25 protein-coding genes are annotated in these 23,619 nt (G+C 70.3%); 9 read left to right on the top strand and 16 right to left on the bottom strand.

Features of this window, described 5'->3' with window-relative positions; translation table 11 throughout:
• Window positions 1–138: 138 nt before the first annotated feature.
• On the bottom strand, window positions 139–1,185 hold the full coding sequence (locus ACFPIH_RS46595; RefSeq protein ID WP_381170522.1) for a LacI family DNA-binding transcriptional regulator: 1,047 nt from the start codon (window positions 1,183–1,185) through the stop codon (window positions 139–141).
• Between the two features lie 325 nt (window positions 1,186–1,510).
• Between ACFPIH_RS46595 and ACFPIH_RS46590 the strand changes: the two genes are divergently transcribed.
• From ACFPIH_RS46590 to ACFPIH_RS46560, 7 genes are all read left to right on the top strand, one after another.
• Window positions 1,511–2,662 carry a Gfo/Idh/MocA family protein gene (locus tag ACFPIH_RS46590; RefSeq protein WP_381170524.1) on the top strand — a complete coding sequence of 384 codons (1,152 nt, stop codon included), beginning with the start codon at window positions 1,511–1,513 and terminating at the stop codon, window positions 2,660–2,662.
• Window positions 2,659–3,804 (top strand): dihydrodipicolinate synthase family protein, encoded by a 1,146-nt coding sequence (locus tag ACFPIH_RS46585; RefSeq protein WP_381170526.1) that lies wholly within the window; start codon window positions 2,659–2,661, stop codon window positions 3,802–3,804. The genes ACFPIH_RS46590 and ACFPIH_RS46585 overlap by 4 nt, the downstream gene beginning before the upstream one ends.
• A 29-nt stretch (window positions 3,805–3,833) precedes the next feature.
• On the top strand, window positions 3,834–4,631 hold the full coding sequence (locus tag ACFPIH_RS46580) for a sugar phosphate isomerase/epimerase family protein (RefSeq protein ID WP_381170528.1): 798 nt from the start codon (window positions 3,834–3,836) through the stop codon (window positions 4,629–4,631).
• Between the two features lie 76 nt (window positions 4,632–4,707).
• Window positions 4,708–4,989 (top strand): Arc family DNA-binding protein, encoded by a 282-nt coding sequence (locus ACFPIH_RS46575; protein ID WP_381170530.1) that lies wholly within the window; start codon window positions 4,708–4,710, stop codon window positions 4,987–4,989.
• Window positions 4,986–5,378, top strand: a complete 393-nt coding sequence (locus ACFPIH_RS46570) for a PIN domain-containing protein (RefSeq protein ID WP_381170532.1) — start codon at window positions 4,986–4,988, stop codon at window positions 5,376–5,378. Before ACFPIH_RS46575 ends, ACFPIH_RS46570 begins: the two co-directional genes overlap by 4 nt.
• A gap of 28 nt (window positions 5,379–5,406) precedes the next feature.
• Complete coding sequence (locus tag ACFPIH_RS46565; protein WP_381170534.1) at window positions 5,407–6,780, top strand: AAA family ATPase; 1,374 nt, start codon at window positions 5,407–5,409, stop codon at window positions 6,778–6,780.
• Window positions 6,777–7,529 carry an HNH endonuclease gene (locus tag ACFPIH_RS46560; protein ID WP_381170536.1) on the top strand — a complete coding sequence of 251 codons (753 nt, stop codon included), beginning with the start codon at window positions 6,777–6,779 and terminating at the stop codon, window positions 7,527–7,529. Before ACFPIH_RS46565 ends, ACFPIH_RS46560 begins: the two co-directional genes overlap by 4 nt.
• On the opposite strand, the gene ACFPIH_RS46555 is transcribed toward ACFPIH_RS46560, so the two are convergent.
• Window positions 7,519–7,710 carry a DUF397 domain-containing protein gene (locus ACFPIH_RS46555; RefSeq protein WP_381170538.1) on the bottom strand — a complete coding sequence of 64 codons (192 nt, stop codon included), beginning with the start codon at window positions 7,708–7,710 and terminating at the stop codon, window positions 7,519–7,521. The two genes, ACFPIH_RS46560 and ACFPIH_RS46555, sit on opposite strands and share 11 nt — an antisense overlap.
• Window positions 7,697–8,521, bottom strand: coding sequence for a helix-turn-helix domain-containing protein (locus tag ACFPIH_RS46550; RefSeq protein WP_381170540.1), 825 nt, complete (start codon window positions 8,519–8,521; stop codon window positions 7,697–7,699). The genes ACFPIH_RS46555 and ACFPIH_RS46550 overlap by 14 nt, the downstream gene beginning before the upstream one ends.
• A 271-nt stretch (window positions 8,522–8,792) precedes the next feature.
• Here ACFPIH_RS46550 and ACFPIH_RS46545 point away from each other — a divergent pair, with 271 nt between their 5' ends.
• Together ACFPIH_RS46545 and ACFPIH_RS46540 are read left to right on the top strand one after the other, a co-directional pair.
• Window positions 8,793–9,083 carry a hypothetical protein gene (locus tag ACFPIH_RS46545; RefSeq protein WP_381170542.1) on the top strand — a complete coding sequence of 97 codons (291 nt, stop codon included), beginning with the start codon at window positions 8,793–8,795 and terminating at the stop codon, window positions 9,081–9,083.
• Window positions 9,084–9,092: 9 nt separating this feature from the next.
• Complete coding sequence (locus ACFPIH_RS46540; protein WP_381170544.1) at window positions 9,093–9,635, top strand: DUF1707 SHOCT-like domain-containing protein; 543 nt, start codon at window positions 9,093–9,095, stop codon at window positions 9,633–9,635.
• Between the two features lie 470 nt (window positions 9,636–10,105).
• Here ACFPIH_RS46540 and ACFPIH_RS46535 read toward each other — a convergent pair whose 3' ends face one another.
• From ACFPIH_RS46535 to ACFPIH_RS46475, 13 genes are all read right to left on the bottom strand, one after another.
• Complete coding sequence (locus tag ACFPIH_RS46535; RefSeq protein WP_381170546.1) at window positions 10,106–11,293, bottom strand: MFS transporter; 1,188 nt, start codon at window positions 11,291–11,293, stop codon at window positions 10,106–10,108.
• A 36-nt stretch (window positions 11,294–11,329) separates the two neighbouring features.
• On the bottom strand, window positions 11,330–12,364 hold the full coding sequence (locus tag ACFPIH_RS46530) for a threonine aldolase family protein (RefSeq protein WP_381170548.1): 1,035 nt from the start codon (window positions 12,362–12,364) through the stop codon (window positions 11,330–11,332).
• Between the two features lie 8 nt (window positions 12,365–12,372).
• Complete coding sequence (locus ACFPIH_RS46525) at window positions 12,373–13,152, bottom strand: thioesterase II family protein (protein ID WP_381170550.1); 780 nt, start codon at window positions 13,150–13,152, stop codon at window positions 12,373–12,375.
• A gap of 35 nt (window positions 13,153–13,187) precedes the next feature.
• The gene (locus tag ACFPIH_RS46520) at window positions 13,188–14,684 is read right to left on the bottom strand and encodes an amino acid adenylation domain-containing protein (RefSeq protein ID WP_381170552.1); all 1,497 of its coding nucleotides are present in this window, start codon (window positions 14,682–14,684) and stop codon (window positions 13,188–13,190) included.
• Window positions 14,681–15,916: a cytochrome P450 gene (locus ACFPIH_RS46515; RefSeq protein WP_381170554.1), complete on the bottom strand. Its 1,236-nt coding sequence runs from the start codon at window positions 15,914–15,916 to the stop codon at window positions 14,681–14,683. The genes ACFPIH_RS46520 and ACFPIH_RS46515 overlap by 4 nt, the downstream gene beginning before the upstream one ends.
• Window positions 15,913–16,200, bottom strand: coding sequence for a phosphopantetheine-binding protein (locus tag ACFPIH_RS46510; protein WP_381170556.1), 288 nt, complete (start codon window positions 16,198–16,200; stop codon window positions 15,913–15,915). Before ACFPIH_RS46510 ends, ACFPIH_RS46515 begins: the two co-directional genes overlap by 4 nt.
• A 9-nt stretch (window positions 16,201–16,209) precedes the next feature.
• Window positions 16,210–16,743, bottom strand: a complete 534-nt coding sequence (locus ACFPIH_RS46505; RefSeq protein WP_381170558.1) for an adenine phosphoribosyltransferase — start codon at window positions 16,741–16,743, stop codon at window positions 16,210–16,212.
• Between the two features lie 216 nt (window positions 16,744–16,959).
• Window positions 16,960–17,613 (bottom strand): HAD family hydrolase, encoded by a 654-nt coding sequence (locus tag ACFPIH_RS46500; protein WP_381170560.1) that lies wholly within the window; start codon window positions 17,611–17,613, stop codon window positions 16,960–16,962.
• 40 nt (window positions 17,614–17,653) lie between these two features.
• Window positions 17,654–18,043, bottom strand: coding sequence for a D-ribose pyranase (rbsD, locus tag ACFPIH_RS46495; protein WP_381170562.1), 390 nt, complete (start codon window positions 18,041–18,043; stop codon window positions 17,654–17,656).
• Entirely contained in the window at window positions 18,040–19,038 is a 999-nt protein-coding gene (locus ACFPIH_RS46490; protein WP_381170564.1) for a ribokinase, read from the bottom strand. The genes rbsD and ACFPIH_RS46490 overlap by 4 nt, the downstream gene beginning before the upstream one ends.
• Window positions 19,039–19,063: 25 nt before the next feature.
• Complete coding sequence (locus tag ACFPIH_RS46485; protein WP_381170566.1) at window positions 19,064–21,019, bottom strand: ABC transporter permease/substrate-binding protein; 1,956 nt, start codon at window positions 21,017–21,019, stop codon at window positions 19,064–19,066.
• Window positions 21,009–22,532 carry a sugar ABC transporter ATP-binding protein gene (locus tag ACFPIH_RS46480; protein WP_381170568.1) on the bottom strand — a complete coding sequence of 508 codons (1,524 nt, stop codon included), beginning with the start codon at window positions 22,530–22,532 and terminating at the stop codon, window positions 21,009–21,011. The genes ACFPIH_RS46485 and ACFPIH_RS46480 overlap by 11 nt, the downstream gene beginning before the upstream one ends.
• Window positions 22,529–23,554 carry a LacI family DNA-binding transcriptional regulator gene (locus tag ACFPIH_RS46475; RefSeq protein ID WP_381170570.1) on the bottom strand — a complete coding sequence of 342 codons (1,026 nt, stop codon included), beginning with the start codon at window positions 23,552–23,554 and terminating at the stop codon, window positions 22,529–22,531. Before ACFPIH_RS46475 ends, ACFPIH_RS46480 begins: the two co-directional genes overlap by 4 nt.
• Between the last annotated feature and the right edge of the window lie 65 nt (window positions 23,555–23,619).

Below are 23,619 nucleotides of genomic sequence, written 5' to 3'. Positions count from 1 at the left end.
GCTTCCCCGCCCCGAGCCCCCGCTCCCGCTCCCGGTCTCGCCGATGGGGAACCCCCGTCGTCCCGCCCGCGGCGCGCCGCTTCCCCGCCCCGAGCCGCCGCCCCCGACGAACCCCCCGTCGCCTCATCCATCGCGCCGCTACTTCCTCGGCACCCCCGAAGACCCCCGCACCATCAACTCCCCCCGCACCGTGGCGATCCCCCCGGGCGGCGGCTCCTCCCGGCCCATCGCGATGCGGCCCGCGCGGGCCCCCGCCTCCGCCAGCGGCAGCCGTACCGTCGTGAGCGCGGGCACCACGTCGATGCTGAAGGGGAGGTCGTCGAAGCCGGCGACGGACACGTCGTCCGGGATGCGCAGCCCGGACTCCCGCAGCGCGGCGCACGCGCCGAGGGCGACGGAGTCGTTCGCCGCGACGACCGCCGTCAGCGACGGGTCGCGGCGCAGCAGCTCCAGCGTGGCCTCGTACCCCGCCCGCCGGTCGTAGCGGCCGTGCACGGTCCAGCGCGGGTCCTCCTCGATGCCTGCCGCGGCCAGGGCGGCGCGGTGGCCCTCCAGGCGGTGCCGGGTCGTCGTCCGCTCCTCCGGGCCCGCGATGTAGCCCAGCCGCCGGTGGCCGAGGCCGAGCAGATGGTCCGTCAGCTCCCGTCCGCCGCCACGGTTGTCGAAGGTCAGCGCGATCGCCGAGGTGCCCGGCGCCGGCGGCCGGCCGCACAGCACGATCCGCGTCCCGGCCTCCTCCAGCTTGCGCAGCTTCGCCGCGACAGCCGCCGCGTGCGGCTGGTCCTCCACGGCCCCGCCGGTCAGCACCACCGCCGCGGCCCGCTGCCGCTGCAACAGGGTCAGATAGGTCAGCTCGCGCTCCGGCGTCCCCCCGGTGTTGCAGACCACCGCGAGCCGTTCGCCCCCGGCCCGGCCGCCCGGCCCCCCGATCTCCGACTGGATCGCGCTCGCCATGATCCCGAAGAAGGGGTCGGCGATGTCGTTGACCAGGATGCCCACCAGGTCGGAGGTGGCCGCCGCCAGCGCGCTGGCCGGCCCGTTCAGCACGTAGTCCAGTTCGTCCACCGCCCGCAGCACCCGCTCGCGGGTGGTGGCTGCCACGGGGTAGTTCCCGTTCAGCACGCGCGACACCGTCGCGGGCGAGACCTGCGCACGCGCCGCCACGTCCGCCAGGGTCACCGTCATCTCGTCGTCCTCCGGTAGCGCATCTCGTCGTACGTCGTCGTACGTCGTCGTAGATCCCCGTACGTCGCCATACGTCCCCGTACGTCTCTGTACGCCTCGTGGACACTCCCCGCCGTGGTCACGGGCGCGGGCGTGTCGAGCTGACCCTAAGGCCACTCGCCCCTACCGTTCGCCCCCTCGAACAACTCGGGATGGACACGGTCTTGTCCGGACCACTGGTCAGAGGCTAGCTTCTCCTTGGATAGAAAGCGCTTGCTGTAACGCTCATCAGGAAGAGGCGTACGCGGCGCACACCACCGCGTACTACGCCTACGAAAGGATCGACGTGACACGCAAGACGGTTCGTATCGCCATGAACGGTGTGACGGGGCGCATGGGCTACCGCCAGCACCTCGTCCGCTCCATCCTCGCCCTCCGTGAACAGGGCGGACTCGACCTCGGCGACGGCACCGTGCTGTGGCCGGAACCCATCCTCGTCGGCCGCCGCGAGCACGTGCTGAAGGCGCTCGCCGAGGAGCACGGCCTGGAGCACGTGTCCACCGACGTCGACGCGGTCCTCGCCGACCCGACCGTGGACATCTACTTCGACGCCCAGGTCACCTCCGCCCGCGAGGAGGCGATCACGAAGGCGATCGCCGCCGGCAAGCACATCTACACGGAGAAGCCGACGGCCACCGGTCTGGACGGCGCCCTGGAGCTGGCCCGGCTCGCGCAGGAGAAGGGCGTCAAGCACGGCGTCGTACAGGACAAGCTCTTCCTCCCCGGCCTGCTCAAGCTGAAGCGCCTCATCGACGGCGGCTTCTTCGGCCGGATCCTCTCCATCCGAGGCGAGTTCGGCTACTGGGTCTTCGAGGGCGACTGGCAGCCCGCCCAGCGCCCCTCCTGGAACTACCGCGCCGAGGACGGCGGCGGCATCGTCGTCGACATGTTCCCGCACTGGGAGTACGTCCTGCACGAGCTGTTCGGCCGGGTGAAGTCCGTCCAGGCCATCGCCACCACCCACATCCCGCAGCGCTGGGACGAGAGCGGCAAGCCCTACGACGCCACCGCCGACGACGCCGCGTACGGCATCTTCGAGCTCGACGGCGGCGCCATCGCCCAGATCAACTCCTCCTGGGCGGTCCGCGTCAACCGCGACGAACTCGTCGAGTTCCAGGTCGACGGCACCGAGGGCTCGGCGGTCGCCGGCCTGCGCAACTGCCGCGTCCAGCACCGCTCCGCGACCCCCAAGCCGGTCTGGAACCCCGACATCCCGGCCACCTACTCCTTCCGCGACCAGTGGCAGGAGATCCCGGACAACGGCGAGTTCGACAACGGCTTCAAGGCCCAGTGGGAGCTGTTCCTCAAGCACGTCTACGCCGACGCCCCCTACCACTGGGACCTGCTGGCCGGCGCCCGCGGCGTCCAGCTCGCCGAGCTGGGCCTGAAGTCCTCCGTCGAGGGCCGCCGCCTCGAGGTCCCGGAGGTCGCGCTGTGACCATCGAACTCCCCGACGGTTCCGGCGGGTTGCGCACCTACGAACCCCGCACCGAGCCCCTCGCCCTCACCTCCGGCTCCCCCTTCACCTCCCGTACGGTCTTCTCGGCGGCGCACGTCGTCGCCGACCCGTACGCGGACGTCTCGCCCGCCGCCGTCGACTGGGACGCCACCCTCGCCTTCCGCCGCCACCTGTGGTCCCACGGGCTCGGTGTGGCCGAGGCGATGGACACCGCCCAGCGCGGCATGGGCCTGGACTGGGCGGGCGCGGCCGAACTGATCCGCCGCAGCTCCGCCGAGGCGAAGGCGGTCGGCGGCCGTATCGCGTGCGGCGTGGGCACCGACCAGATCACCGGCCCGGCGACCCTCGCCGAGGTCCGTGCCGCCTACGAGGAGCAGCTCGCCCTCGTCGAGGACTCCGGCGCCCAGGCCATCCTCATGGCCTCCCGAGCGCTCACGGCCGTCGCGAAGGGCCCCGAGGACTACCTCGACGTCTACGGCCACCTCCTCCGCCAGGCCACCGAGCCGGTGGTCCTGCACTGGCTGGGCCCGATGTTCGACCCGGCGTTGGAGGGCTACTGGGGCTCGTCCGACCTGGACACGGCGACGGACACGTTCCTGGAGGTCATCGCCGCCCACCCGGACAAGGTCGACGGCATCAAGGTGTCGTTGCTGGACGCGCAACGCGAGGTCGACCTGCGCCGACGCCTCCCGCAGGGTGTCCGCTGCTACACCGGCGACGACTTCAACTACCCCGAGCTGATCGCCGGCGACGAGCAGGGCTTCAGCCACGCCCTGCTCGGCATCTTCGACCCGCTCGGCCCGCTGGCGGCGGAGGCGGTCCGCGTCCTGGACACGGGAGACGTGGCCGGCTTCCGCGAACTCCTGGACCCCACGGTGGAGTTGTCCCGCCACCTCTTCCAGACCCCCACCCGCTTCTACAAGACGGGCGTGGTGTTCCTGGCCTGGCTGGCCGGCCACCAGTCCCACTTCACGATGGTCGGCGGCCTCCAGTCGGCCCGCTCCCTCCCGCACTTCGCCCGCGCCTACGAACTCGCCGACGGCCTGGGCCTGTTCCCCGACCCGAAACTCGCCGAGGAACGGATGAAGAACCTGCTCGCGTTGTACGGGGTCGCCCAGTGACCGGTCTTGAGCGTTTCAGTATCAACCAGATGACGGTCAAGCAGCTGTCGATGCCCGAACTGGCGGAGGCCTGCCGCGAACTGGGCATCACCAACGTCGGCCTGTGGCGCGAGCCGGTCCAGACGTACGGCCTGGAGGCGACCGCCAAACTGGTCCGCGACGCGGGCCTGACGGTCACCACCCTCTGCCGCGGCGGCTTCTTCACGGCGATCGACCCGGCGGAGCGCACCAAGGCGCTGGACGACAACCGCCGAGCCGTCGACGAGGCGGCCACCCTTGGCACCGAGGTGCTCGTCCTGGTCTCCGGCGGCCTGCCCGCCGGCTCCAAGGACCTGCACGGCGCCCGCGAACGCATCGCCGACGCCCTGTCCGTCCTCGGCCCCTACGCCGAACAGCACGGGGTCCGCCTGGCCATCGAGCCCCTCCACCCGATGTTCGCGTCCGACCGCTGCGTGGTCTCCACCCTCACCCAGGCCCTGGACCTCGCGGAACGCTTCCCGGCCCACCAGGTCGGCGTCACGGTCGACACGTACCACATCTGGTGGGACGACCAGGCCCCCGCCCAGATCGCCCGAGCGGGCGCAGGCAACCGCATCCACACCTTCCAGCTGGCCGACTGGACCACCCCCCTCCCCGAGGGCGTCCTCAACGGCCGCGGCCAGATCGGCGACGGCGCGATCGACATGCGCGAGTGGCAGGGCTACGTCGAGGCGGCCGGCTACACGGGCCCCATCGAGGTCGAACTCTTCAACGACGAACTGTGGTCCCGGGACGGCCGCGAGGTCCTCACGGAAACGGCGCAACGCTTCGTGGCACACACGGCGTAGCGCTGTGCGGCGGCGGCCGAGGAACGGGGTGACCTGTTCTCCGGCCGCCGCCGTATACGTCACGTATACTCGACGCATGTCCGACGTCATGATCCGTGTGCCCGCCGAAGTCCGTGACCAACTGGCCGCCGTGGCCGAGGCGCGAGGCACCAGCCTCCGTGCCCTCATGCAGGACATCGCCGCTCAGACGCTGACCCCGGAGCAGATCAGGGAACGGGCCGACCGCACGCGTGCGGTGCTTGCCGAGCGCTTCGGGCACTACGTGTCGGACGAGGAGTCCGCCGAGATGCGGCGCAAGATGCGGGAGGCCGCCGCTGCTCACCGTGCCGCCCCGGCCGAGACGGAGCTGTCCCCTTGAGCTGGACCGAGCACTACGTCCTCGACACCCCCACCCTCCTGGCGATGGGAGGCGACAAGCAGGTCTCCGGCCTCATCCATGCCGCTGCCGCCAGTGACGACGTGCGTCTGTGGGTGCCAGTCCTGTGTCTCCTGGAGGCCGAGCGCCAACGTGCCGGGATCGTCGACCATGTGGGCGTGCTGGTGGACGTACTCCATCTCGTCGACGACGACTACGCCATGGCGGTGACCATCGCCGAACTGGGCCGCGCGGGCGTCGACTTCGGTGTTTCCGCCGCCGTGCACACCGCGCGTCCGAACCAGACGCTCCCGATGGGCGGCCTGATCGCCTCCGTGGCGCCGGAGCCGTACGAAGGGCTCGGGGTCGGGGTGATGGACCTGAACCGCTGATGGCCGCCCGACCGTAGGATCGATTCTCATGTACGTCAGCCGGATCACCGTGCGGGACATCAAGTCCTTCCACGGCCCCCGCGAGGTCGACCTGACTCTGACGCGCCCCGACGGGAGTCATACGGGCTGGACGGTTCTCGCCGGCCGTAACGGGTCCGGGAAGACGACACTGCTGCGGGCCATGGCGCTCGCCCTCAGCGGGTCCGTGGCGGCGCGCAGCCTGATGCCGGGGTTCGAGAACTGGATCGCGCGCGGAGCCAGGTCGGGGCGGATCGAGGTCGAGATCACCCGGGACACGGTGTACGACCGGTTCTCCCACGGGCGCCCGCCCATCGGGTCCTTCAGGGCGGGCCTCGCCTGGGCCGTACCCCCCAAGGGCGCCCAGCCCGCGCTGCGCGAACTCAGCTACACCAGAGCCCGGATCAGCATCGCCCGCCGGGGCCCCTGGGCGGACAATCCGGAGGGCTGGTTCTGCGCGTCCTACGGGCCGTTCAGACGGATGGCCGGGGGCTCCGGCGAGGCGCAGCGGCTGATGCTGGCGTCCGGGCAGGTGGCCAGACACGCGAGTCTCTTCCACGAGGACGCCTCGCTCGCCGAGGGCGTCGCCTGGCTGATCGAGCAGCATCTGAGGGCCCTCGAAGGCCGGCCGGGCGCCGCCGAACTCAAACGGACCGCGCTGGCGATCCTTCAGGACGGGCTGCTGCCGGACGGATACCGCATAGTCGACGTCGACTCCGAGGGCCTGTGGGTCGAGCGCGACGGCCACCGCTTCCCGCTGCGGGAGATGAGCGACGGGTTCCGTACGGTGGCGGCGCTGGTCGTCGACATCCTCAAGCAGATCCACGACACGTTCGAGGACACCCTCGGACGCATCGCGAACGGGGAACTGCGCATCAACCACGCGCCCGGCATCGTCATCATCGACGAGATCGACGCCCATCTGCACGTCTCCTGGCAGCGCCGCATCGGCCCCTGGCTGACCGCGCACTTCCCCCGCATCCAGTTCATCGTCACCACCCACAGCCCCTACATCTGCCAGGCCGCGGACCCCGGCGGACTGATCCGGCTGCCCGGCGTGGACGAGGCCCGCCCGCCCGAGGTCATCGACCCAGACCTCTACGACCGGGTGGTGTACGGCAGCGGCGACGACGCCGTCCTCTCCGACCTGTTCGGTCTGGACACGCCGTACTCCGAGCGGGCCGAGCAGGCCAGGGCCGAGTTCGTGGAACTGGAGGCCCAGATCTACGACGGCGCCACGTCCCCCGAGTCGCTGGCCCGCTACCGGGAACTCAAGGAGCGGCTCACCAGTTCGCCGACGGCCCGCGTGGACGAGGTGTCCGCCCATCTCCACCGGATCGCTGAGGAGATCGCCCAGGGCGCCGCGAGGGAAGCGGCCGAGTGATACGGCTGCGGCGCGTCCCGCTGCCGTCCGCCACGACGGCACAGCTGACGGACTACACCGACGACATCCGCGCGCGGCGGACGGAGAAGGAACGCAAGGACAGGGCGAGGGGACTCTGGGCGAACCGCAGACAGATCCGCCCCGCGCTGCTCACCGCTCTCGCGGAGATGGCTCCCGGCCACGAACGCTGCATGTACTGCGGCGACAGCCAGGGCACGGACATCGACCACTTCGAGCCGAAGAGCCTGACCCCGCTGCGCACCTTCGACTGGCTCAACCACCTGCTCGCGTGCTCGTACTGCAACAGCAACCAGAAGCGGAGCCTGTTCCCGACCACGGCCGAAGGCGGGCCCCTGCTCGTCGACCCGACCGCCGAGGACCCCCTGGACCACCTGCGGCTCGTCCTCCCGCTCGGAACGTACACGGCACGGACGGACCGGGGCCGGACCTGTATCGAGGTGTTCGGTCTCAACGCCCGGGCCGTCCTGGTCAAGGGCCGCAGGGACGCCTACGCCACGGCCAGGCACTCGCTCGAGTTGTGGCGCATAGCCAGGGACAGGGGGCAGGACGACAAGGCGGCGGAGATCGTCCGGGTCACCTGGAACCGCCCCCTCGTCGATGTCCTGGTCGCCATGTTCCACCAGTCCGGACATCCGGCGGCCGACGCCCTGTTCGCGGGCGAGCCCGAAGCACTCGGCCTCCTCCGCGACCCCGAACTGCGGTCGGCGTTCCTGGACTTCAGCCGCTGATACGCCCGTCCCGCACCGCCGCGACGAACGACGCCCAGCCGTCCACGGAGAAGACCAGCACCGGTCCGTCGGCGTCCTTGCTGTCGCGGACGGGGACGGCGGGGTGGTTGCGGGCGACTTCGAGGCATTCTCCCTGGTTGCCGCCGCTGTGGCTTGACTTGTACCACTCACCGCTGGTCATGCGTGTGTTCCTCTGCTGCCGTCCTGATGAGGGCCAGTGACTCCTGCTGCGACAACGCGTCGCCCAGGGTAAGAGCGTAAGCCGTCTGGCTTGCGGCCACCAGCGCCGGATCATCCATCAGATTGCCGGTGAGGAAACCTTCGACGTAGGCCAGCGGCGCGGAGTCCGCGAAGCTCATGAGCGTGATCAGACTCTGTTGGAGCGGGTGGGCGCCGACAGAGTGGGGCACCACATGCAGACGCAACCGTCCGGCTTCGGCCATGTTCGCGATCTTGTGCAATTGCTCGGTCATGACCTGCGCGCCGCCGACGCGTCGCCGCAGGACGCCTTCATCCAGGAGTGTCCAGAGAACCGGGCTGGACGGCCCGTCAAGGATGCGGGCACGCTCTGTTCGAATGACAACTTCGCGGTCAAGTTCCTCAGCCGTGTAGTTGGGCCGGTATGCGCTGAACACCGCCCTTGCGTAGGCCGGGGTTTGGAGCACCCCGGGCACCAGAGCCAGCGCGAACTGCTGGATTTGCGTCGCCTGCCGTTCCAACTCGGCCACTGCCGCGAAACAGTCGTCGTACTTCGAGTCCAGGTCCTCAAGCCACCGGGCGAAGAACCCGTCGGTCCCGAGCGCCCGGTCGATCCGCTGCGCGTCGTCCGGCTTCGGCAGCCGTCTCCCGGCCTCGAAGTGGCTGATGAGCGTGGGCGAGCACACGACCTGGTCGCCGAGTTCCTCCTGCGTGAGGCCGGCGGTGGCCCGCCGCAGCCTCAGTTCCTCGCCGTACTTCTCCCGCTGCGTGCGCGGAGTACGAGGTTTCGCCATCCTGCCGACCCCCAACTTGACGTGCGCTTTGTCAACCCTCAGGTACTGGCAGGGTAGCGGCGGTCGACCCCACTCTGTGAGGGATTCGCAACACAGCGCAACCACGAGGAGGCGGGGTCGACGTGTTCCATCCCATCGCCGGGCTTTTCAGGCCGTTACTGACACTGGTTTCCCGGACCCGACGGCACCGACGCTCGACACCCGAGCCGTCGGTCGAGGTGCGAGGAGTGGGTCTCGGCTCGCTGTTCCTCCCCCGGGAAGGGGGCGGCGGGTGAGCGCACCGCGTCTGCTGCCCTGGCCGAGCCCTGAGGGCAAGCCCTGCTATGTCGTGGGCGACGGCACGGGATACGTTTCGCGCCTCGCCGACGAGATCGAAGGCGTCCAGCTCGCCATGGCCGCCGGACTGCTGGCCCACGCCGACGCGCTCCTCGCGGAGGGGCGGGCGACCGACGGTGAGCTGCGCTATCTGGCCCGGCGGCTCACCGAGTGCCTGCGGGACGTCACGCGCGTCGCGGAGAGCCGGGGAGCGCGGCTCGCCACGGGCGCCCGCCCAGGGGACTAAGCTGAAAAGGTGACGTCTCTGCCGGAACACCCGTCGCCACCCGTCAGCGAGGACGACCGTGACACGGCCGTGCGGCGCCTTCAGGAGGCGTACGCCGAAGGGCACATCTCGCACGAGGAGATGGACGCGGGCCTCCAGCAGGTACTCACCGCCAGGACGCACGGCGAGCTGGTGTCGGCTGTGGCGTCGCTCCCGCCGGAGAAGGCGGCCACGACGTCCACGATCGGCGCCGCAGCGGGCCGGATCAAGCGAAGCGGCGTGTGGCGGGTGCCCCGGAACCTCAAGGTCGAGTCCGCGTACGGCAACGTGCGCCTGGACCTGTCCCGGGCCGTCCTCGAACATCCGGTGGTCGACATCGAGCTGCAACTCGGCACCGGCCGGGCGAAGATCACGGTCCCTCGCGACGCGATCGTCGACATCGAGGGCCTGCACACCGGCTGGAAGGACACCCGCTACAAGCCCCGCCCCGGCTCCCGCCCCGGCGGCCCGACCATCCGCATCTCCGGAACCATGGGCTTCGGCCGCCTGAAGATCCGCCACGCCCGCCGCTGAGGCCCGGCCCGGAAAGAATCTTGGGAAGCCGTGCAACCCTCTCCCTCCTACCCGTGTCGTACATGACGTCAGAGCTTCTGGAGGGGGATCCGGGGGGATCGCGGGGGTTCTGACGGAGGGGGTAAGCCGAGGGACCCGGTCGACGGACCGGGTCCCTCGAAGCCTTTCCGCAGGCTCTGTCGGCCTCATGCCGCGGGAGTCCCGGCCACCTCAATGCGTCTCGGACCTTGTCAAGACGGAGACGCCCGCCGCGAAGGCCATTGCCAAGGCCCGTGGGATGTCGCTCGGTGCGGTGGGTCCCGAACTGGGGGACAGGAGGACAGAAGCCTCACGTCGGCTACTCAACAACTGGTGAGCGCGATGAAGTTCAGAATCCAGGCCGGCCATGCCACGGCGATCACCGGCGTCCTTGAACCCGGGGTGCGGAGCACCTGCTCGCCCCCGGGGACCACTTGGAGCATCGACACCGTTCACGCGTGGGACTCCTCCGGCGGGGAGATCGCCATCTGAGCGGCCCGTCCCGCGCCCGCGAAGGCACGTGTCTGAACTCGAGCCAGCCACAGGCAGGGCAGACAGACGGCGGCCATGCACAAGAACGCCCAGTGCGGGGAGACGGCGTAGAGGGGGCCGGTGACGGTGGTGACGGCTGCCACGCCGAGGCTGATCGCGAGAGCCGCGTACAGGCCGTGGGCGGTAGCCCAGAGGTGTTTGGGTACGTGCTCCTGCACCGAGCGGGCGTGTGCGATGTGCGTGAGGGCGAAGGTGCCGGCGTGCAGAGTCTGTGTCAGGACGACGACAGCCACCGGGACCGGCAGCGCGAGCAGGCCCCAGCGGAGGAGGGAGGCCCCGGCAGCCGCCGCGAAGAGCACCGGGACGGAGTGCCGGCCGAGGAACCGTCCCGCGTACTTGAACAGCAGCAGCTCGCATGCGACGGCGAGGGCCAGCATCAGGCTGACCTGGACGCTGGACACGCCGAGCGTGCGGAAGTACTCGGCCCCGAAGGCGTAGTACGCGGCGTGCGCGCCCTGGAGCAGGACCGAGTTGCCGAGTGCGAGGGCGTAACCGGGCTGCCGCAGCAGACGCCGCCGCCCGCCGCCCGCCACGGCGGTGTGGCCCTCGGGGAATTCGCTGGGCCGCACCAGGTCGGCCAGGGCCATGACGGAGCACCCCACGACGAACACGTACACCAGCGCCGTGTCGCCGAACTGCCGCTCGATGCCCCCGGAGATGCCGAGTCCGACGATGAACCCCGCCGAACCGAAGTAGCGGACGCTCCCGTAGTCCACATGACCGTCGGCCGCGCCCATGGTGGCCAGCGTCTCGCTGAGCGGCATCAACAGCGGGTAGGCCATGCCGACCAGCACCGACACCGCGATCATCGGCCCGAACCCCGGGTCGGTCAGATACAGGGTGCTCAGCCCTGCCGCCGTCCAGACCAGCAGCCTCGACAGCCGCCGCAGCGAGGTCAGTCGGCACAGCAGCGGATAGAGGAAGGCGATGGAGAACGACCGTGCGACCAGCCCCACCGTCACCACCATCGTGACCTGAGTGGCCCGGAAGCCCGACGCCAGCAGCCAGACGCCCCAGTAGGAGAGGTACGAACTCCAGGTCAGGAAGAACAGGAAGAACCGGGCAGACAGCCAGACTCGTAAGGGCACCTCGGGCCTTTCGGGGTGATCTGGGACCGGCGAGGCTCAGGCCTGCGTCCCCGCCTCGGAGACGGCCTTGGCCACCGTGAACGCCGCCCTCTCGCACTGCTGCGCGGAGACGTCCAGGTGTGTCACCAGCCGTACCGTCGTCGGGGCCATGACGGAGACCTTGACCCCGGCTGCCATGCAGGCTGCCTGCACCTTACCTGCGTCGGGCACCTGTACGAACACGATGTTGGTCTCGGGTGTGCCCACGTCCAGGCCGCTGTCGTTCAGCACACCGGCGATCGTCTTCGCGTTCGCGTGGTCCTCGGCCATGCGCTCCACGTGGTTCTCGAAGGCGTGGATGGCGGCCGCGGCCAGGATCCCGGTCTGCCGCATCGACCCGCCCATACGGTGGCGCATGACCCGCGCCTCCTCCAGCCGGTCGGCGTCGAGGAGCAGAACCGTGCCGGCTGGTGCGCCCAGCCCTTTGGAGACGCAGAGGGAGAGTGTGTCGAAACAGGCTCCGTACGCGTCGAAGGGGACGCCGGAGACGACGTGGGCGTTCCACAGGCGCGCACCGTCGCAGTGCACGGCCACCCCTGCCTCGCGGGTGACGCGCCGGATTTCCTGAAGGGTCGCAAGCGGATACACCACGCCTCCGCCGGCGTTGTGGGTGTTCTCCACCGCTACGGCCTTGGTGCCGGTGCCGTACGGGGTGGTCGGCCGGATCAACCGGGCGAGTACGGCCGGGTCGAGCAGCCCGTTCTCGGACACGGCCGTGCGGGTCAGGATGCCACCGTGCCAGGCGACGCCCCCGTCCTCGTAGAGGAGGAAGTGAGAGGAGGCGTCGGCCAGGAGCTCCTGCCCGGGCGGCACCAGCAGCCGCAGGCCGAGCTGGTTGGCCATGACCCCGCTGGGCAGGAAGAGGCCCGCGGAGAACCCGAAGGCGTCGGCGAGCATCTGCTCCAGACGGATCACGGTGGGGTCCTCGCCCAGGGTGTCGTCGCCGACCTCGGCTGCTGCCATGGCGGCCCGCATCGGGGCGGTGGGCTTGGTGACGGTGTCACTGCGCAGGTCGATGATCTCGTCGGGCACGGTGTCTCCTACGGGTTGGTGGAACGGGTGTCGGGCAGGCCATGGGCGAGGTGGGTCAGACGGTCCGACAGGGCGTCGAAGAAGGCGTCGGGCCGGTCCCGGAAATAGAAGTGGCCGCCGGGCAGGATCCGCACTTCGCACGGGCCGGTCGTGTGGCGCCGCCATTCTGCGAGCCGGTCCTCGCTCTCCCAGTCCTGCGCACCGCCCAGCGCCAGTACCGGGCAGTCCAACGGTGCCTGCGGTGCGGGCCGGTACGCGGCCACGGCCGTCAAGTCGGCGTACAGGGTGGCGAGATAGCGTTCACGCAGGCCCGGATCGTCGGCCAGGCCGGGCGGCAGCGGCCCGTACCGCTTCTCGACGCGGGCTGCGAAGCCCGGTTCCGTCAGCTCGGACAGGGACAGACCCGGGCGGTGCAGATGCGGCGGCGCGTTGACGGACATGAACAGCTGGCGAGGTCCGGTCCGGCTTCGCTCGCGCAGGGCGAGGGCTGTCTCGTAGGCGAGGGGGGCTCCCATGCTGTGCCCGAAGAACGCGTACGGTCCCAGGAATTCCGCCTGGTCGACCAGCGCTTCGACGAGTTCCGGTATCCCGGTGAACGGTGGCTCACGCAACCGGCTTCCACGACCGGGCAGTTGGACGCCCCAGACCTCGACATCCGCCGGCAGCCGGTCCGACCAGCGCAGGTACTCGCCGGGTGAGCCGCCGCTGTGGGGGAAGCAGTACAGCCGCAGCTTCGCCGACGGTCGCCGCTGTCGGCACATCAGCCAACGGGGAGGCGTCGCTCGCACCGATGACATCTCCTTTCCGTGCGTTTCTTCACCGCTCAGGGCTTCTCGGCCAGCACCGCCTCGGCGAGCCGGTCCAGCGCGTCGCGGTCCAGCTTGCCGTTGGGCAGGGACGGGAACCCGGACAGGGGCTCGATACGGGACGGCACTGCGACAGCGGGCAGCCGCTCGACGAGATGGGCGCGAATCGTGCGGGAGTCGACGGTGGTGCCAGCCGGTATGACGAAGCCGACCAACCGCTTGCGGCCCCCGGCCCTGCCGAGTCCGACGGCTGCCGCGGAGACATCTCGATGGGCCCGCAACGCCTGCTCCACCTCGGTCCGTTCGATCCGCACGCCGCCGAGCTTGAGCTGGTGGTCGGTCCGGCCGTGGAATCGCAGTTCCCCGTCCGCGGTCACCGACACCTGGTCGCCAGTGCGGTACGGACCGGGCACGGACTCGGCCAGGCCCGGACCGCCGATACACAGCTCGCCGGTTCCGCCGGCCGGCACGGGCCGGCCGTCGGTGTCCCGCACATACAGGAGCGTCCCCGGAACGGGTCGGCCGATGGGCACGTCCGCCAGGTCCGCATCATCGGGGGAGCAGGCGTGGACGGTGCTCCACACGGTGCACTCCGTGGGCCCGTACTCGTTGTACAACCGCGTGCCGGGGAGAGCGGCGTAGTGCTGCCGGACCAGTTCCGGTGGGCAGGCCTCCCCCGCGACGATCGCCGCCGACAGAGTGGCGAACCGCTCGGCTCCGCCGCCCAGCGCGATCGAGTACAGAGACGGCAGCATCAGCAAGTGCGAGGCGCGGTGGTGTCGTGCCGCGCGGCCGATCGCCGCCAGGTCGGCCGGGCGGTCACTGGGGATGACGATGCGGCCGTGGCACGCGAGCGTCCAGTAGATGCCGGCGACAGAGCTGTCGAAGGAGATCGACGAGCAGAGCAGGAACGCTGTGACCGGTTCCGGGTAGTACGCGAGCCGTGCCGCGGTGGAGGCGGCAAGCGCAGCTGCGGAGACGGTGACCCCCTTGGGGGTACCCGTGGAACCGCTGGTGAAGCAGGTATAGGCGAGGGGGCCATGGACGACCTGCGGACTCTGCGCACTGCTCTCGATCGCGCCGGCCGTGTCTGCGGGAATCGTTTGGAGACGGTCGAGTGTAACGGGCAGCCCCGGTTCGGTCACCGCCAGCCGGGCGCCGCTCGCCGTCGCCATGTAACGCTGCCGTTCGATTGGGAAAGCCGCGTCGATCGGCACGTACCGGGCGCCCGCCCGCAGGACCCCCAGCATTGCGGCGATGGCCCAGCGGGAGAGGCGGGTGTGCACCACCACCGGATCGCCGGGCCGGGTTCCGGCCGCCCGCAGGGCCGCGGCGATCGCCGCCGAGCGCTCGCCGAGTCCGTCGTAGGTCAGTGCGCCGTCGGCGTCCACTACGGCGATGTCGGGACCGCGCAGCGGCTCAAGGAGATCCAGGATGTGCCCTGGCGCATCGAGCGGTTCGACCGGAATATCCGGTGTCCAGTCAGCCGGCCCGGCCGTGGTCACGTCGGTCACTCGCGCTCCTCCAGCCGCTCGCGCCGGGGCTGTCCGATCACGGAGACGCGCTTGAAGCCGGACAGGAACGTCGACTGCATCCGCTCCGGTTCGCCGACGACGTCGATGGCAGAGAACAGGGCGAACAACTCGGTGAAGAGCAGCCGCAGGGCGAGCCGCGCCAGGTGGGATCCGACGCAGTAGTGGTGCCCGACGCCGAAGGCAAGGTGCCGGTTGGGCCGGCGCCGGATGTCGAACACCTGGGGGTCGGTGAACATGTCGGGGTCGCGGTTGGCCGCCGCGAGATAGGCGACCACGGCGTCGCCCTCGGCGATGCGCACCCCGGACAGTTCCAGCGGGTGCAACGCATAACGCATGAAGTTGCTCGCCGGGGTGGCCCAGCGCAGCGCCTCCTCTACTCCGGAGTCCAGCAGTTCGGGGTGCGCGGCCCAATCGGCATAGGCATCGGTACCCGCCAGCTCCAGGACTGCGGCGGTGGGGACGTGCGGCAGAGTGCCGGCCGAACCCAACAGCATGCTGTAGCAGTTGGAGATCACCGAACCGGTCGAGAGGCGTTCGCCGTCCACCTCGGTGCCGATCAGCGCGGTGATGAGGTCGTCGCCGGGGACGCGGGTACGGTGTCGGACCAGGTCCGAGAAGTACGCGAAGATCTCCCGGTGCCCCTGTTTGAGAGTCGGTGCGATGCCGCCCGGGAGCTGGAACTCGGGGTCCTCCTCCGCGGTGGACATATTGGCCAGCCGGATGAGCCGCGCATGGTCCCCGACGGGCAGGCCCAGGATCGGGGCAAGGGCGACCAGAGGCAGCCGGGACATCGCCTCCGCGAAGTCGAAGGCGTCCCCGTCCGCGCCGGGGGCGAGCAGGTCGCGGATGCCTGCGCGAATGCGGTCGGCGTACGCCTCGAGGGGCCGGGCCGCGAGGGCCTTCTTCAGGGGCGTGCGCATCCGATCGTGGCGGGGCGGGTCGGTCGCGGCCAGTTGCTGGCCTGCGGCCGGGTCACCGCCCTGGCCGAGCAGATTGCGCAGCGTGCCGCGCTCGGAGGTGAACGACGTGTAATCGTGCAGCACCCTCTCCACGTCGGCGTACCGGGTCACCGCCCAGTACCAGGTGTCCGACTCCGGCACAGGCTGCCGGCGTACGGGAGCGTGGACCCGTAACTCGTGCCAGACGTGGTGGGGTTCGCCCTCGGAGTACAGGGCAGGGTCGGTGAGATCCACGGAGATGTCGGTGGTCATGAGACGTCCTCCAGCGGCTGCGCACCGATCCGGGGGCCGGTCGTCACGGCGGCTTCGATCGCCTCGGCCAGTTCGGTGATGGTCGGGGAGAGGAACAGGGTGGACGCTGATATCTCCACACCGAATTCACGGTCTATATCGGATTGCAGCTCGGCGGCCGTGAGCGAGTCGCCGCCGAGTTCGAAGAAATCATCCTGCAGTCCGATGGGAGACAGCTGGAGTCGCGCGCTCCATAATCGTTCGAGGCGCGCTTGTACGGGGGTTTTTCGCACCCTCTCAGGCATGAAAACTCCTCACGAATCGAACGAGTAGACAGCGAAGAATGGCGCCTCCGAATTGCGTGAACGGCCGCCGAGGAAGGCCTTCTCGACAAGGCAGGTGATGCCCACGACGGTGGCTCCCAGCTCCGTGAGGATCTCCGTAGCCGCCCGGACCGAGTGCCCGGTGGCAACGATGTCATCGTGGATGAGCACACGGGTGCCGGGCGCCACCAGGTCGCTGCGCACCTCGATTCGATCGGTGGCGTACTCGCCGGAGAACGTCCTGCCCACCGTGGCGCCGGGCAGTTTGCCCTCCTTGCGGACTGCAAGGAATCCGCAGTTCAGCCGCGCCGCCAGGGCGCCGCCGAGGATGAACCCGCGGGCGTCGATACCGGCCACCAACTGCGGCGCCAGAGGGGCGGCCCACCCGGCGATGTCATCGAGTGCCTCACTGAACGTCTCGGGATCGGCCAGTACCGGCATCACATCGCGGAATGCCACGCCGGAACGAAAGTCCCGGAATACGGGAACGTTGTCCCCGCTCTTTCGTTGCTCTCCGATTTTCATTATTTCCTCCTCGATCCGTAAATCCGCCGAAGGAATTTCTGAATTTCTGTTCGTGCAACCTCGAAGAGCATAAGCAGGGGATGCCGGGCCCGGAAGAGTGCCTCCCGTGATGTGGATCACAGGGTAGGGGGTTAATTTACAGGTTTACGATTACAGGCCGCACGATCAAGTCATTCATGGCCAAGAAAGGACTTGATTGCGCGGCCTGTGGTCCGCTCAGACGCCAGCGAGATGTCCGTCAAGCCAGGCGGGGAATTCCGTCAGGTCGTTCAGAACGGCGTCGGCGCCCGCGGCGCGCAGTTCGTCCGCGCTGTATGGCCCGGTGGCCACGGCGACCGCGAGCGCGTCTCCCGCCCGGGCGCCCTTGATGTCGCCGAGATGGTCGCCGACATAGACGGAGGCTTCCTGCTCCAGCAGGACGGCTCCCTTGCGATCGGCGAAGACGGAGCCGAAGACCTCGTCGACCTCGATACCCAACGAGGCCAGATTGAGCCGAGCATTGGACTCGAACTTGCCGGTGACCACCACCGCCCGGCCGCCCCGACCGCGCACTGCGGCAATCGCCTCCAGCGCGCCCGGCAGCACGGTGCCGACCGGGGCGCCGAACTCGGGGAACAGCGCACGGTACCGGTCGGCGGCCGCCTTCACCTCGGCGGCCTCGAACCAGTGGGCCAGCTCCTCCTCGATCGGCGGCCCCACCCGCGTGATCGCCAGGTCGCTGTCAATGCTCACACCGGTCTCCGCGGCTAACCGGTCCAGCACCGCCTTGATGCCCGGCCTGCCGTCGGCAAGCGTCATATCGAGGTCGAAGCCCACGGTCATCGGCGGGCGCGCGGAACTTCCCTCAATGATCGAATTCATACGCGCCATCCTCCAGGCCAGTCCCCGGCCATGGCAACTGCGTCCCTAGCTAGAAGAAGACCCCACAGCGCAGCAGGACGTTCGCGTACGGCCGTGCCTCGCCCGTGCGGACCACCAGCCGGGCACCCGCCGACAGCTCCTTCAACTCCTCGTGCGAGACATACGCGAGCTCGGTGAAGCGGCCCGCCAGCAGCCCGGCCGCCGCCGGATTCGCCTCCCGTACCTCCGCCGCCGCCGTCGCCCCCTCCACGACCAGCTCGGCGAGCAGCCCGTCCACGACCTCCGCGAAGGACGGCACCCCGGCCCGGAAGGCGAGGTCGACCACCCGGGGCCCGTTCGGTATCGGCATGCCCGCGTCGCACACCAGCACCCCGTCCCCGTGCCCCAACTCGGCCAGCGCCCCGGCGAGATGACGGTTGAGAATCCCGGCCTTCTTCACAGGGACTCACCTTGCCGGTCGTGTCCGGGTACGCTGCCCGCTTTTCGGCCGGGGGTCCGGGGGTTGTCCCCCGGCTGGGCACAGCACAGGGACTCGACCTCCTCCGCCGTCGGGAACGACTCCTGTGCGCCCCGCCGGGTGACCGCCGCCGCCCCCACCCGCGCCGCGTATGCCGCCGCCTCGGTCAGGGACGCGCCCGTGCCGAGCTTCCACGCCAGCGCCGCCGTGAAGGAGTCGCCGGCGCCCGTCGTGTCCACGGCGGTCACCGGGACGGACGGGATCCTCGCGACCTCCTTCGAGGACGCCACCAGTGCTCCCTCCGCGCCCAGCGTCACCACCACCGACCGCGGCCCCTTCGCGAGCAGCAGCCGCACCCAGTCCTCGGGGTCGTCGGACGTGATGGACACGGCCGCCTCGCCGAGGATCACCTTCGCCTCGTGCTCGTTGACGATCAGCGGGTCGCAGGCGGCCAGCACCGCGGTGGGGAGCGGGCGCGGCGGGGACGGGTTCAGGACGAAACGGGCCTCCGGCGGCAGCTGTCGTACGACCTCCTCGACCGTCTCCAGCGGGATCTCCAGCTGGGCCGACACCACGCGGGATGTGTGGAAGAGACAGCCGGCGGCCCGGACGTCCACCGGCGTCAGACGGCCGTTGGCGCCCGGCGACACCACGATGCTGTTGTCGCCCGACGGGTCCACCGTGATCAGCGCGACCCCGGTCGGCGCCCCGCCCACCAGCATGCCCACCGTGTCGACCCCGGCCGCCCGCTGCGAGTCGAGCAGCAGCCGGCCGTACGCGTCGTCACCGACCCGCGCCAGCAGTGCCGTACGGGCCCCGAGACGGGCCGCCGCGACGGCCTGGTTGGCGCCCTTGCCGCCGGGGTGGACGGCCAGGTCGCCGCCGAGCACCGTCTCCCCGGCCGCCGGGCGCCGCTCGACGCCGATCACCAGGTCGGCGTTGGCCGACCCTACGACCAGCAGGTCGTAGTCGTACATGAGACTCTCCTCGCCGATGCCCATCTCAGCCGCTGAACCCCGCCACGTTCTCCTTCGTGACCACCTTCACCGGCACCTTCACCGTCTCCTCGACCTTCTTGCCCTGCAGCGCCTTGAGCGCGTTGTCCACGGCGATCCTGCCCAGTTGGGACGGCTGCTGCGCCACGGACGCGTACAGCGTCCCCTGTTCAACGGCCTTGAGCCCGTCGGGGGTTCCGTCGAATCCGACGACCTGTACCGACTTTCCGGCCTTGGAGCCCAGCGCCTTGATCGCGCCGAGCGCCATCTCGTCGTTCGCGGCGATGACGCCCTGGACGTCCGGGTGGGCCTGGAGCAGGTTCGACATCACGTCGAGGCCCTTGGTGCGGTCGAAGTCGGCCGGCTGCTGGGCCAGGACCTTGATCCCGGGGTAGGCCTTCAGCCCCTTGGCGAAGCCCTCCGCGCGCTCCCGGGCGGCCGAAGTGCCCGCCTGGCCCTGGAGGATCACGATCCTTCCGCTGCCGCCCAGCTTCTCGGCGACCGTCTTGGCGGCGAGTACACCGCCCGCGACGTTGTCGGAGGCGACCAGCGTGTCGACGGGGGCCTTGTTGACGCCCCGGTCGACCGCGACGACCGGGATGTCCGCCTTGCCGGCGGCCTGTACCGAGTTGCTCGCCGCGTCCGAGTCCACCGGGTTGACGATGATCGAGTCGTAGCCGGAACTGGTGAAGTTCTGCAGCTGGTTGGCCTGCTGCGAGGCGTCGTTCTGCGCGTCGGTGACCGTCAGGTCCACGCCCTGCCGCCGGGCCTCCGCCTTCGCGCCCGACTGGATCTGCACGAAGAACGGGTTGTTGAGGGTGGACAGCGCCAGCCCGATCCTCGGGTTCGCGGCGGACGACGAGCCGTTGTGCAGGAAGGAGGTCGCGCCGACGATCGCCACGGTGACGACGGCCGCGAGCCCGTACGTCACCGCCTGCCGGCCCTTGCCGCCACCGATTCCGTCCCCGCTTGCCACAGGGGTCGCCCCGGCCTTGCGGCGGACCGTGTCGACCAGCACCGCCAGCGCGATGACGACACCGATGACGACCTGCTGCCAGAACGCGGAGACGTTGAGCAGGTTGAGGCCGTTGCGCAGCACCGCCAGGATCAGCGCGCCGATCAGGGTGCCGGACGCCTTGCCGGTGCCGCCCGCGAGGGAGGCGCCGCCGATGACGACCGCGGCGATGGCGTCCAGTTCGTAGCCGTCGGCGGCCTGCGGCTGCGCGGAGGACAGCCGGGAGGCGAGCACGATGCCCGCGACGGCCGCGAACACGCCGGACAGCGCGTAGATCGCGAGCTTCTGCTTCTTCACCCGCAGACCGGAGAGCCGGGCCGCCTCCTCGTTGCCGCCGATGGCGTACATGGAGCGGCCGATGTACGTCCGGCCCAGCACGAAGGCCGCGACGAGCCCCATGGCGACCATGATCAGCACCGGCACCGGCAGCCAGCCGCCGAGGGTGTCACCGAGGTGCGAGACCGAGTCGGGGAAGGCGATCGGGGAGCCCTCGGAGATCACCAGGGACAGCCCGCGCGCCACCGACAGCATCGCGAGCGTCGCGATGAACGACGGCAGCTTGCCGTACGCGACGAGGAAACCGTTCACCAGACCGGCCGCGATGCCGGTCGCGACGGCGAGGAGCACCGCTATGACGACCGGGACGCCGTGCTGTGTCGCGCTCCACGCCAGCACGGTGGCCGACAGGGCGGCGACGGAGCCGACCGACAGGTCGATGCCCGCCGAGACGATCACGAAGGTCACACCGAAGGCGAGGATGGCGGTCACGGCCGCCTGGACGCCGACGTTCAGCAGGTTGTCGGTGGTCAGGAAGTCCCCCGACAGCGCCGACATGGCGATGACGAGGACGATCAGCGCGGTGAGCGCGCCGTTGTCGAGCAGCAGACGGCGGACCGCCGCGGCGCCGCCACCGGCGCCCGTCGAACTCTTGAGCGTGTCAGCGGCCACGACCGGCCTCCAGTTCGGTGGTAACGGGGTTGCTTACTGCGAGCGCCATCACGGCGTCCTGTGTGGCCTCGTCGGCCGGGAGTTCGCCGGCGATCCGCCCCTGTGCCATCACCAGCACCCGGTCGCTCATACCGAGCACCTCGGGCAGATCGCTGGAGATCATCAGGACGGCGGCCCCGGCGGCCGTGAGCTTGTTGATCAGCTGGTAGATCTCGACCTTGGCGCCGACGTCGATTCCGCGCGTCGGCTCGTCGAGGATCAGCACCTTGGTGTCGGCGAGCAGCCACTTGCCGATGACGATCTTCTGCTGGTTGCCGCCGGAGAGCGTGCGCACCTGCTGGCCGAGGCCCGCCATCCGCACGCCGAGCTGCTCGGCGATCCGTGCGGCGGCGGTGTGCTGGCTCTTCAGGTCCACCAGGCCGCCCCGGGTCGCGGCCCGCATGGTCACCAGGCCGAGGTTCTCCTCGACCGACTGCCCGAGCACCAGCCCCTGGCCCTTGCGGTCCTCGGGCACAAGCCCGATCCCGGCCGCCATGGCCGCGTTCACGTCGGACCGGGGCACGGGGGCGCCGGACACCTTCACGGTCCCCCGGTCGTACGGGTCCGCGCCGAACACGGCCCGCACCACCTCCGTACGCCCGGCGCCGACGAGCCCCGCGATGCCGACGACCTCACCGGCGTGCACCTCGAAGCCGACGTCGTGGAAGACGCCGTCCCGGGTGAGGCCCTCGACGGACAGCAGGGCGGCGCCCTTGTCGGCACGCGCGCGTGGGTACTGCTGCTCGATGGAACGGCCCACCATGAGCCGTACGAGCTCGTCCTCGGGCGTCGCGGCGGGCACCTGCCCGACGGACCTGCCGTCGCGGATGACCGTCACCCGGTCTCCCAGGGCGGCGATCTCCTCCAGGTGATGCGTGATGAAGACGATGCCCACGCCGTCCTCGCGCAGCTTGCGCACGATGGCGAAGAGCTTCTCGACCTCCTCCGAGGTCAGCACGGCGGTCGGCTCGTCCATGATCAGCACGCGCGCGTTCAGGCTCAGCGCCTTGGCGATCTCGACCATCTGGAGGCGCGCGATGCCGAGTTCACGCACACGCGCGCGTGGCGGGACGTCGACGCCCACCCGCTCCAGCAGAACGGCCGCCTCGGCCTCCATCGTCTTCCGGTCGATCATCCCGAAGCGGCGCGGCTGGCGCCCCAGGAAGATGTTCTCGGCGACCGTCAGATCGGGTACGAGGTTGAACTCCTGGTAGATGGTGGCGATCCCGAGGCGCTCGGCGTCCTGCGCGCCATGGATGCGCACCTCCGCCCCGTCGGCCAGGATCCGCCCGGCGTCGGGGCGGTAGGCGCCGGAGAGCATCTTGATCAGGGTGCTCTTGCCCGCGCCGTTCTCACCGAGCAGCACATGCACCTCGCCCCGGCGCAGATCGAAGTCGACGCCGTCGAGCGCGACCACACCGGGGAAGGTCTTGCGTATGCCTTCGATGCGCAGCAACTCGTCCGCGTTGCTCACGACTGGCTCCTGTTCGTTGCGGGGGACTCGCCGGGTTCGCCGCAGGAGCGGCGTACGACGAGCCGGGCGGGGAGAGTGACGGACTGCGGGGGCCGCCCCTCGATCCGGTCGACCAGCGCGCGCACGGCGGCGCGCCCCAGCTCGCCCGTGGGCTGGGCGATCGCGGTGATCGGGGGATCGGTGTGCACGAACCACGGGATGTCGTCGAACGCGGCCAGTGCGATGTCCTCCGGAACGCGAAGCCCACGCGCGCGTACGGCGTCCAGGGCACCCAGTGCCATCAGGTTGTCGGCGGCGAAGACGACCTCGGGCGGCTCGGGCAGGTCGAGGAAGCCCTCGGTGACCCGGCGTCCGCTCTCGGCCTGGAAGTCGCCCTGGCCGATGTAGGCGTCGGGGAGGCCGAGACCGTACGCGGCGAGGGCCTCCCGGAAGGCGTCGACGCGCTCGCGCCCGGTCGTGGTGGCCGCCGGGCCCGCGATGATCGCGAGCCGCCGGTGCCCGAGCCGGTGCAGATGCGCCACGAGGTCCCGTACGGCGGCCCGTCCGTCGGACCGCACCACGGGCACCTCGACGCCCGGGATCCACCGGTCGACGAACACCATCGGCGTCCCCCCGCGCGCGGCGTCCAGCATCAGCGGGGAGCCGCCGTCGGTGGGGGAGACGAGGAGGCCGTCGATACGGCGGTCCAGCAGGGTCCGTACGTGGTGGTCCTGGAGGTCGGGCCGTTCGTCGGCGTTCCCGATGATCACGCTGTAGCCGAGCGCGCGGGCCGCCTCCTCGACGGAGCGGGCCAGTTCGGTGAAGTACGGGTTCATCACGTCGCTGATGACCAGGCCGAGGGTGTGGGTCTGGTCGGTGCGCAGCGACCGGGCGACGGCGTTCGGGCGGTAGCCCAGCGTCTGGACGGCGGCCAGCACACGCGTGCGTGCGTCGTCGCTGACCGACGGATGGTCGTTCAGGACCCGCGACACCGTGGCGACGGAGACCCCCGCCTCGGCAGCGACGTCCTTGATGCTCGCCATCGCCGCTCCACCTCCTTGTGGAACTCGTGGAATCGATTACACGACCCCGTGCACTGAGGATTGGA

The sequence above is a fragment of the Streptomyces vulcanius genome, from assembly GCF_042653945.1.
Lineage (GTDB): Bacteria > Actinomycetota > Actinomycetes > Streptomycetales > Streptomycetaceae > Streptomyces > Streptomyces mangrovi.
Note: the sequence above shows the minus strand (reverse complement) of the source record. Positions and strands in the feature narration are given on the sequence as shown.

Coding starts and splice junctions, on each gene's coding strand:
- ACFPIH_RS46565 (WP_381170534.1), top strand. CDS start 5,407: ATGTACGTCAGCCGGATCACCGTGCGGGACATCAAGTCCTTCCACGGC.
- ACFPIH_RS46500 (WP_381170560.1), bottom strand. CDS start 17,613: ATGGCGCGTATGAATTCGATCATTGAGGGAAGTTCCGCGCGCCCGCCG.
- ACFPIH_RS46505 (WP_381170558.1), bottom strand. CDS start 16,743: ATGAAAATCGGAGAGCAACGAAAGAGCGGGGACAACGTTCCCGTATTC.
- ACFPIH_RS46490 (WP_381170564.1), bottom strand. CDS start 19,038: ATGTACGACTACGACCTGCTGGTCGTAGGGTCGGCCAACGCCGACCTG.
- ACFPIH_RS46555 (WP_381170538.1), bottom strand. CDS start 7,710: ATGACCAGCGGTGAGTGGTACAAGTCAAGCCACAGCGGCGGCAACCAG.
- ACFPIH_RS46475 (WP_381170570.1), bottom strand. CDS start 23,554: ATGGCGAGCATCAAGGACGTCGCTGCCGAGGCGGGGGTCTCCGTCGCC.
- ACFPIH_RS46575 (WP_381170530.1), top strand. CDS start 4,708: ATGTCCGACGTCATGATCCGTGTGCCCGCCGAAGTCCGTGACCAACTG.
- ACFPIH_RS46510 (WP_381170556.1), bottom strand. CDS start 16,200: ATGCCTGAGAGGGTGCGAAAAACCCCCGTACAAGCGCGCCTCGAACGA.
- ACFPIH_RS46595 (WP_381170522.1), bottom strand. CDS start 1,185: ATGACGGTGACCCTGGCGGACGTGGCGGCGCGTGCGCAGGTCTCGCCC.
- ACFPIH_RS46580 (WP_381170528.1), top strand. CDS start 3,834: ATGACGGTCAAGCAGCTGTCGATGCCCGAACTGGCGGAGGCCTGCCGC.
- ACFPIH_RS46550 (WP_381170540.1), bottom strand. CDS start 8,521: ATGGCGAAACCTCGTACTCCGCGCACGCAGCGGGAGAAGTACGGCGAG.
- ACFPIH_RS46515 (WP_381170554.1), bottom strand. CDS start 15,916: ATGACCACCGACATCTCCGTGGATCTCACCGACCCTGCCCTGTACTCC.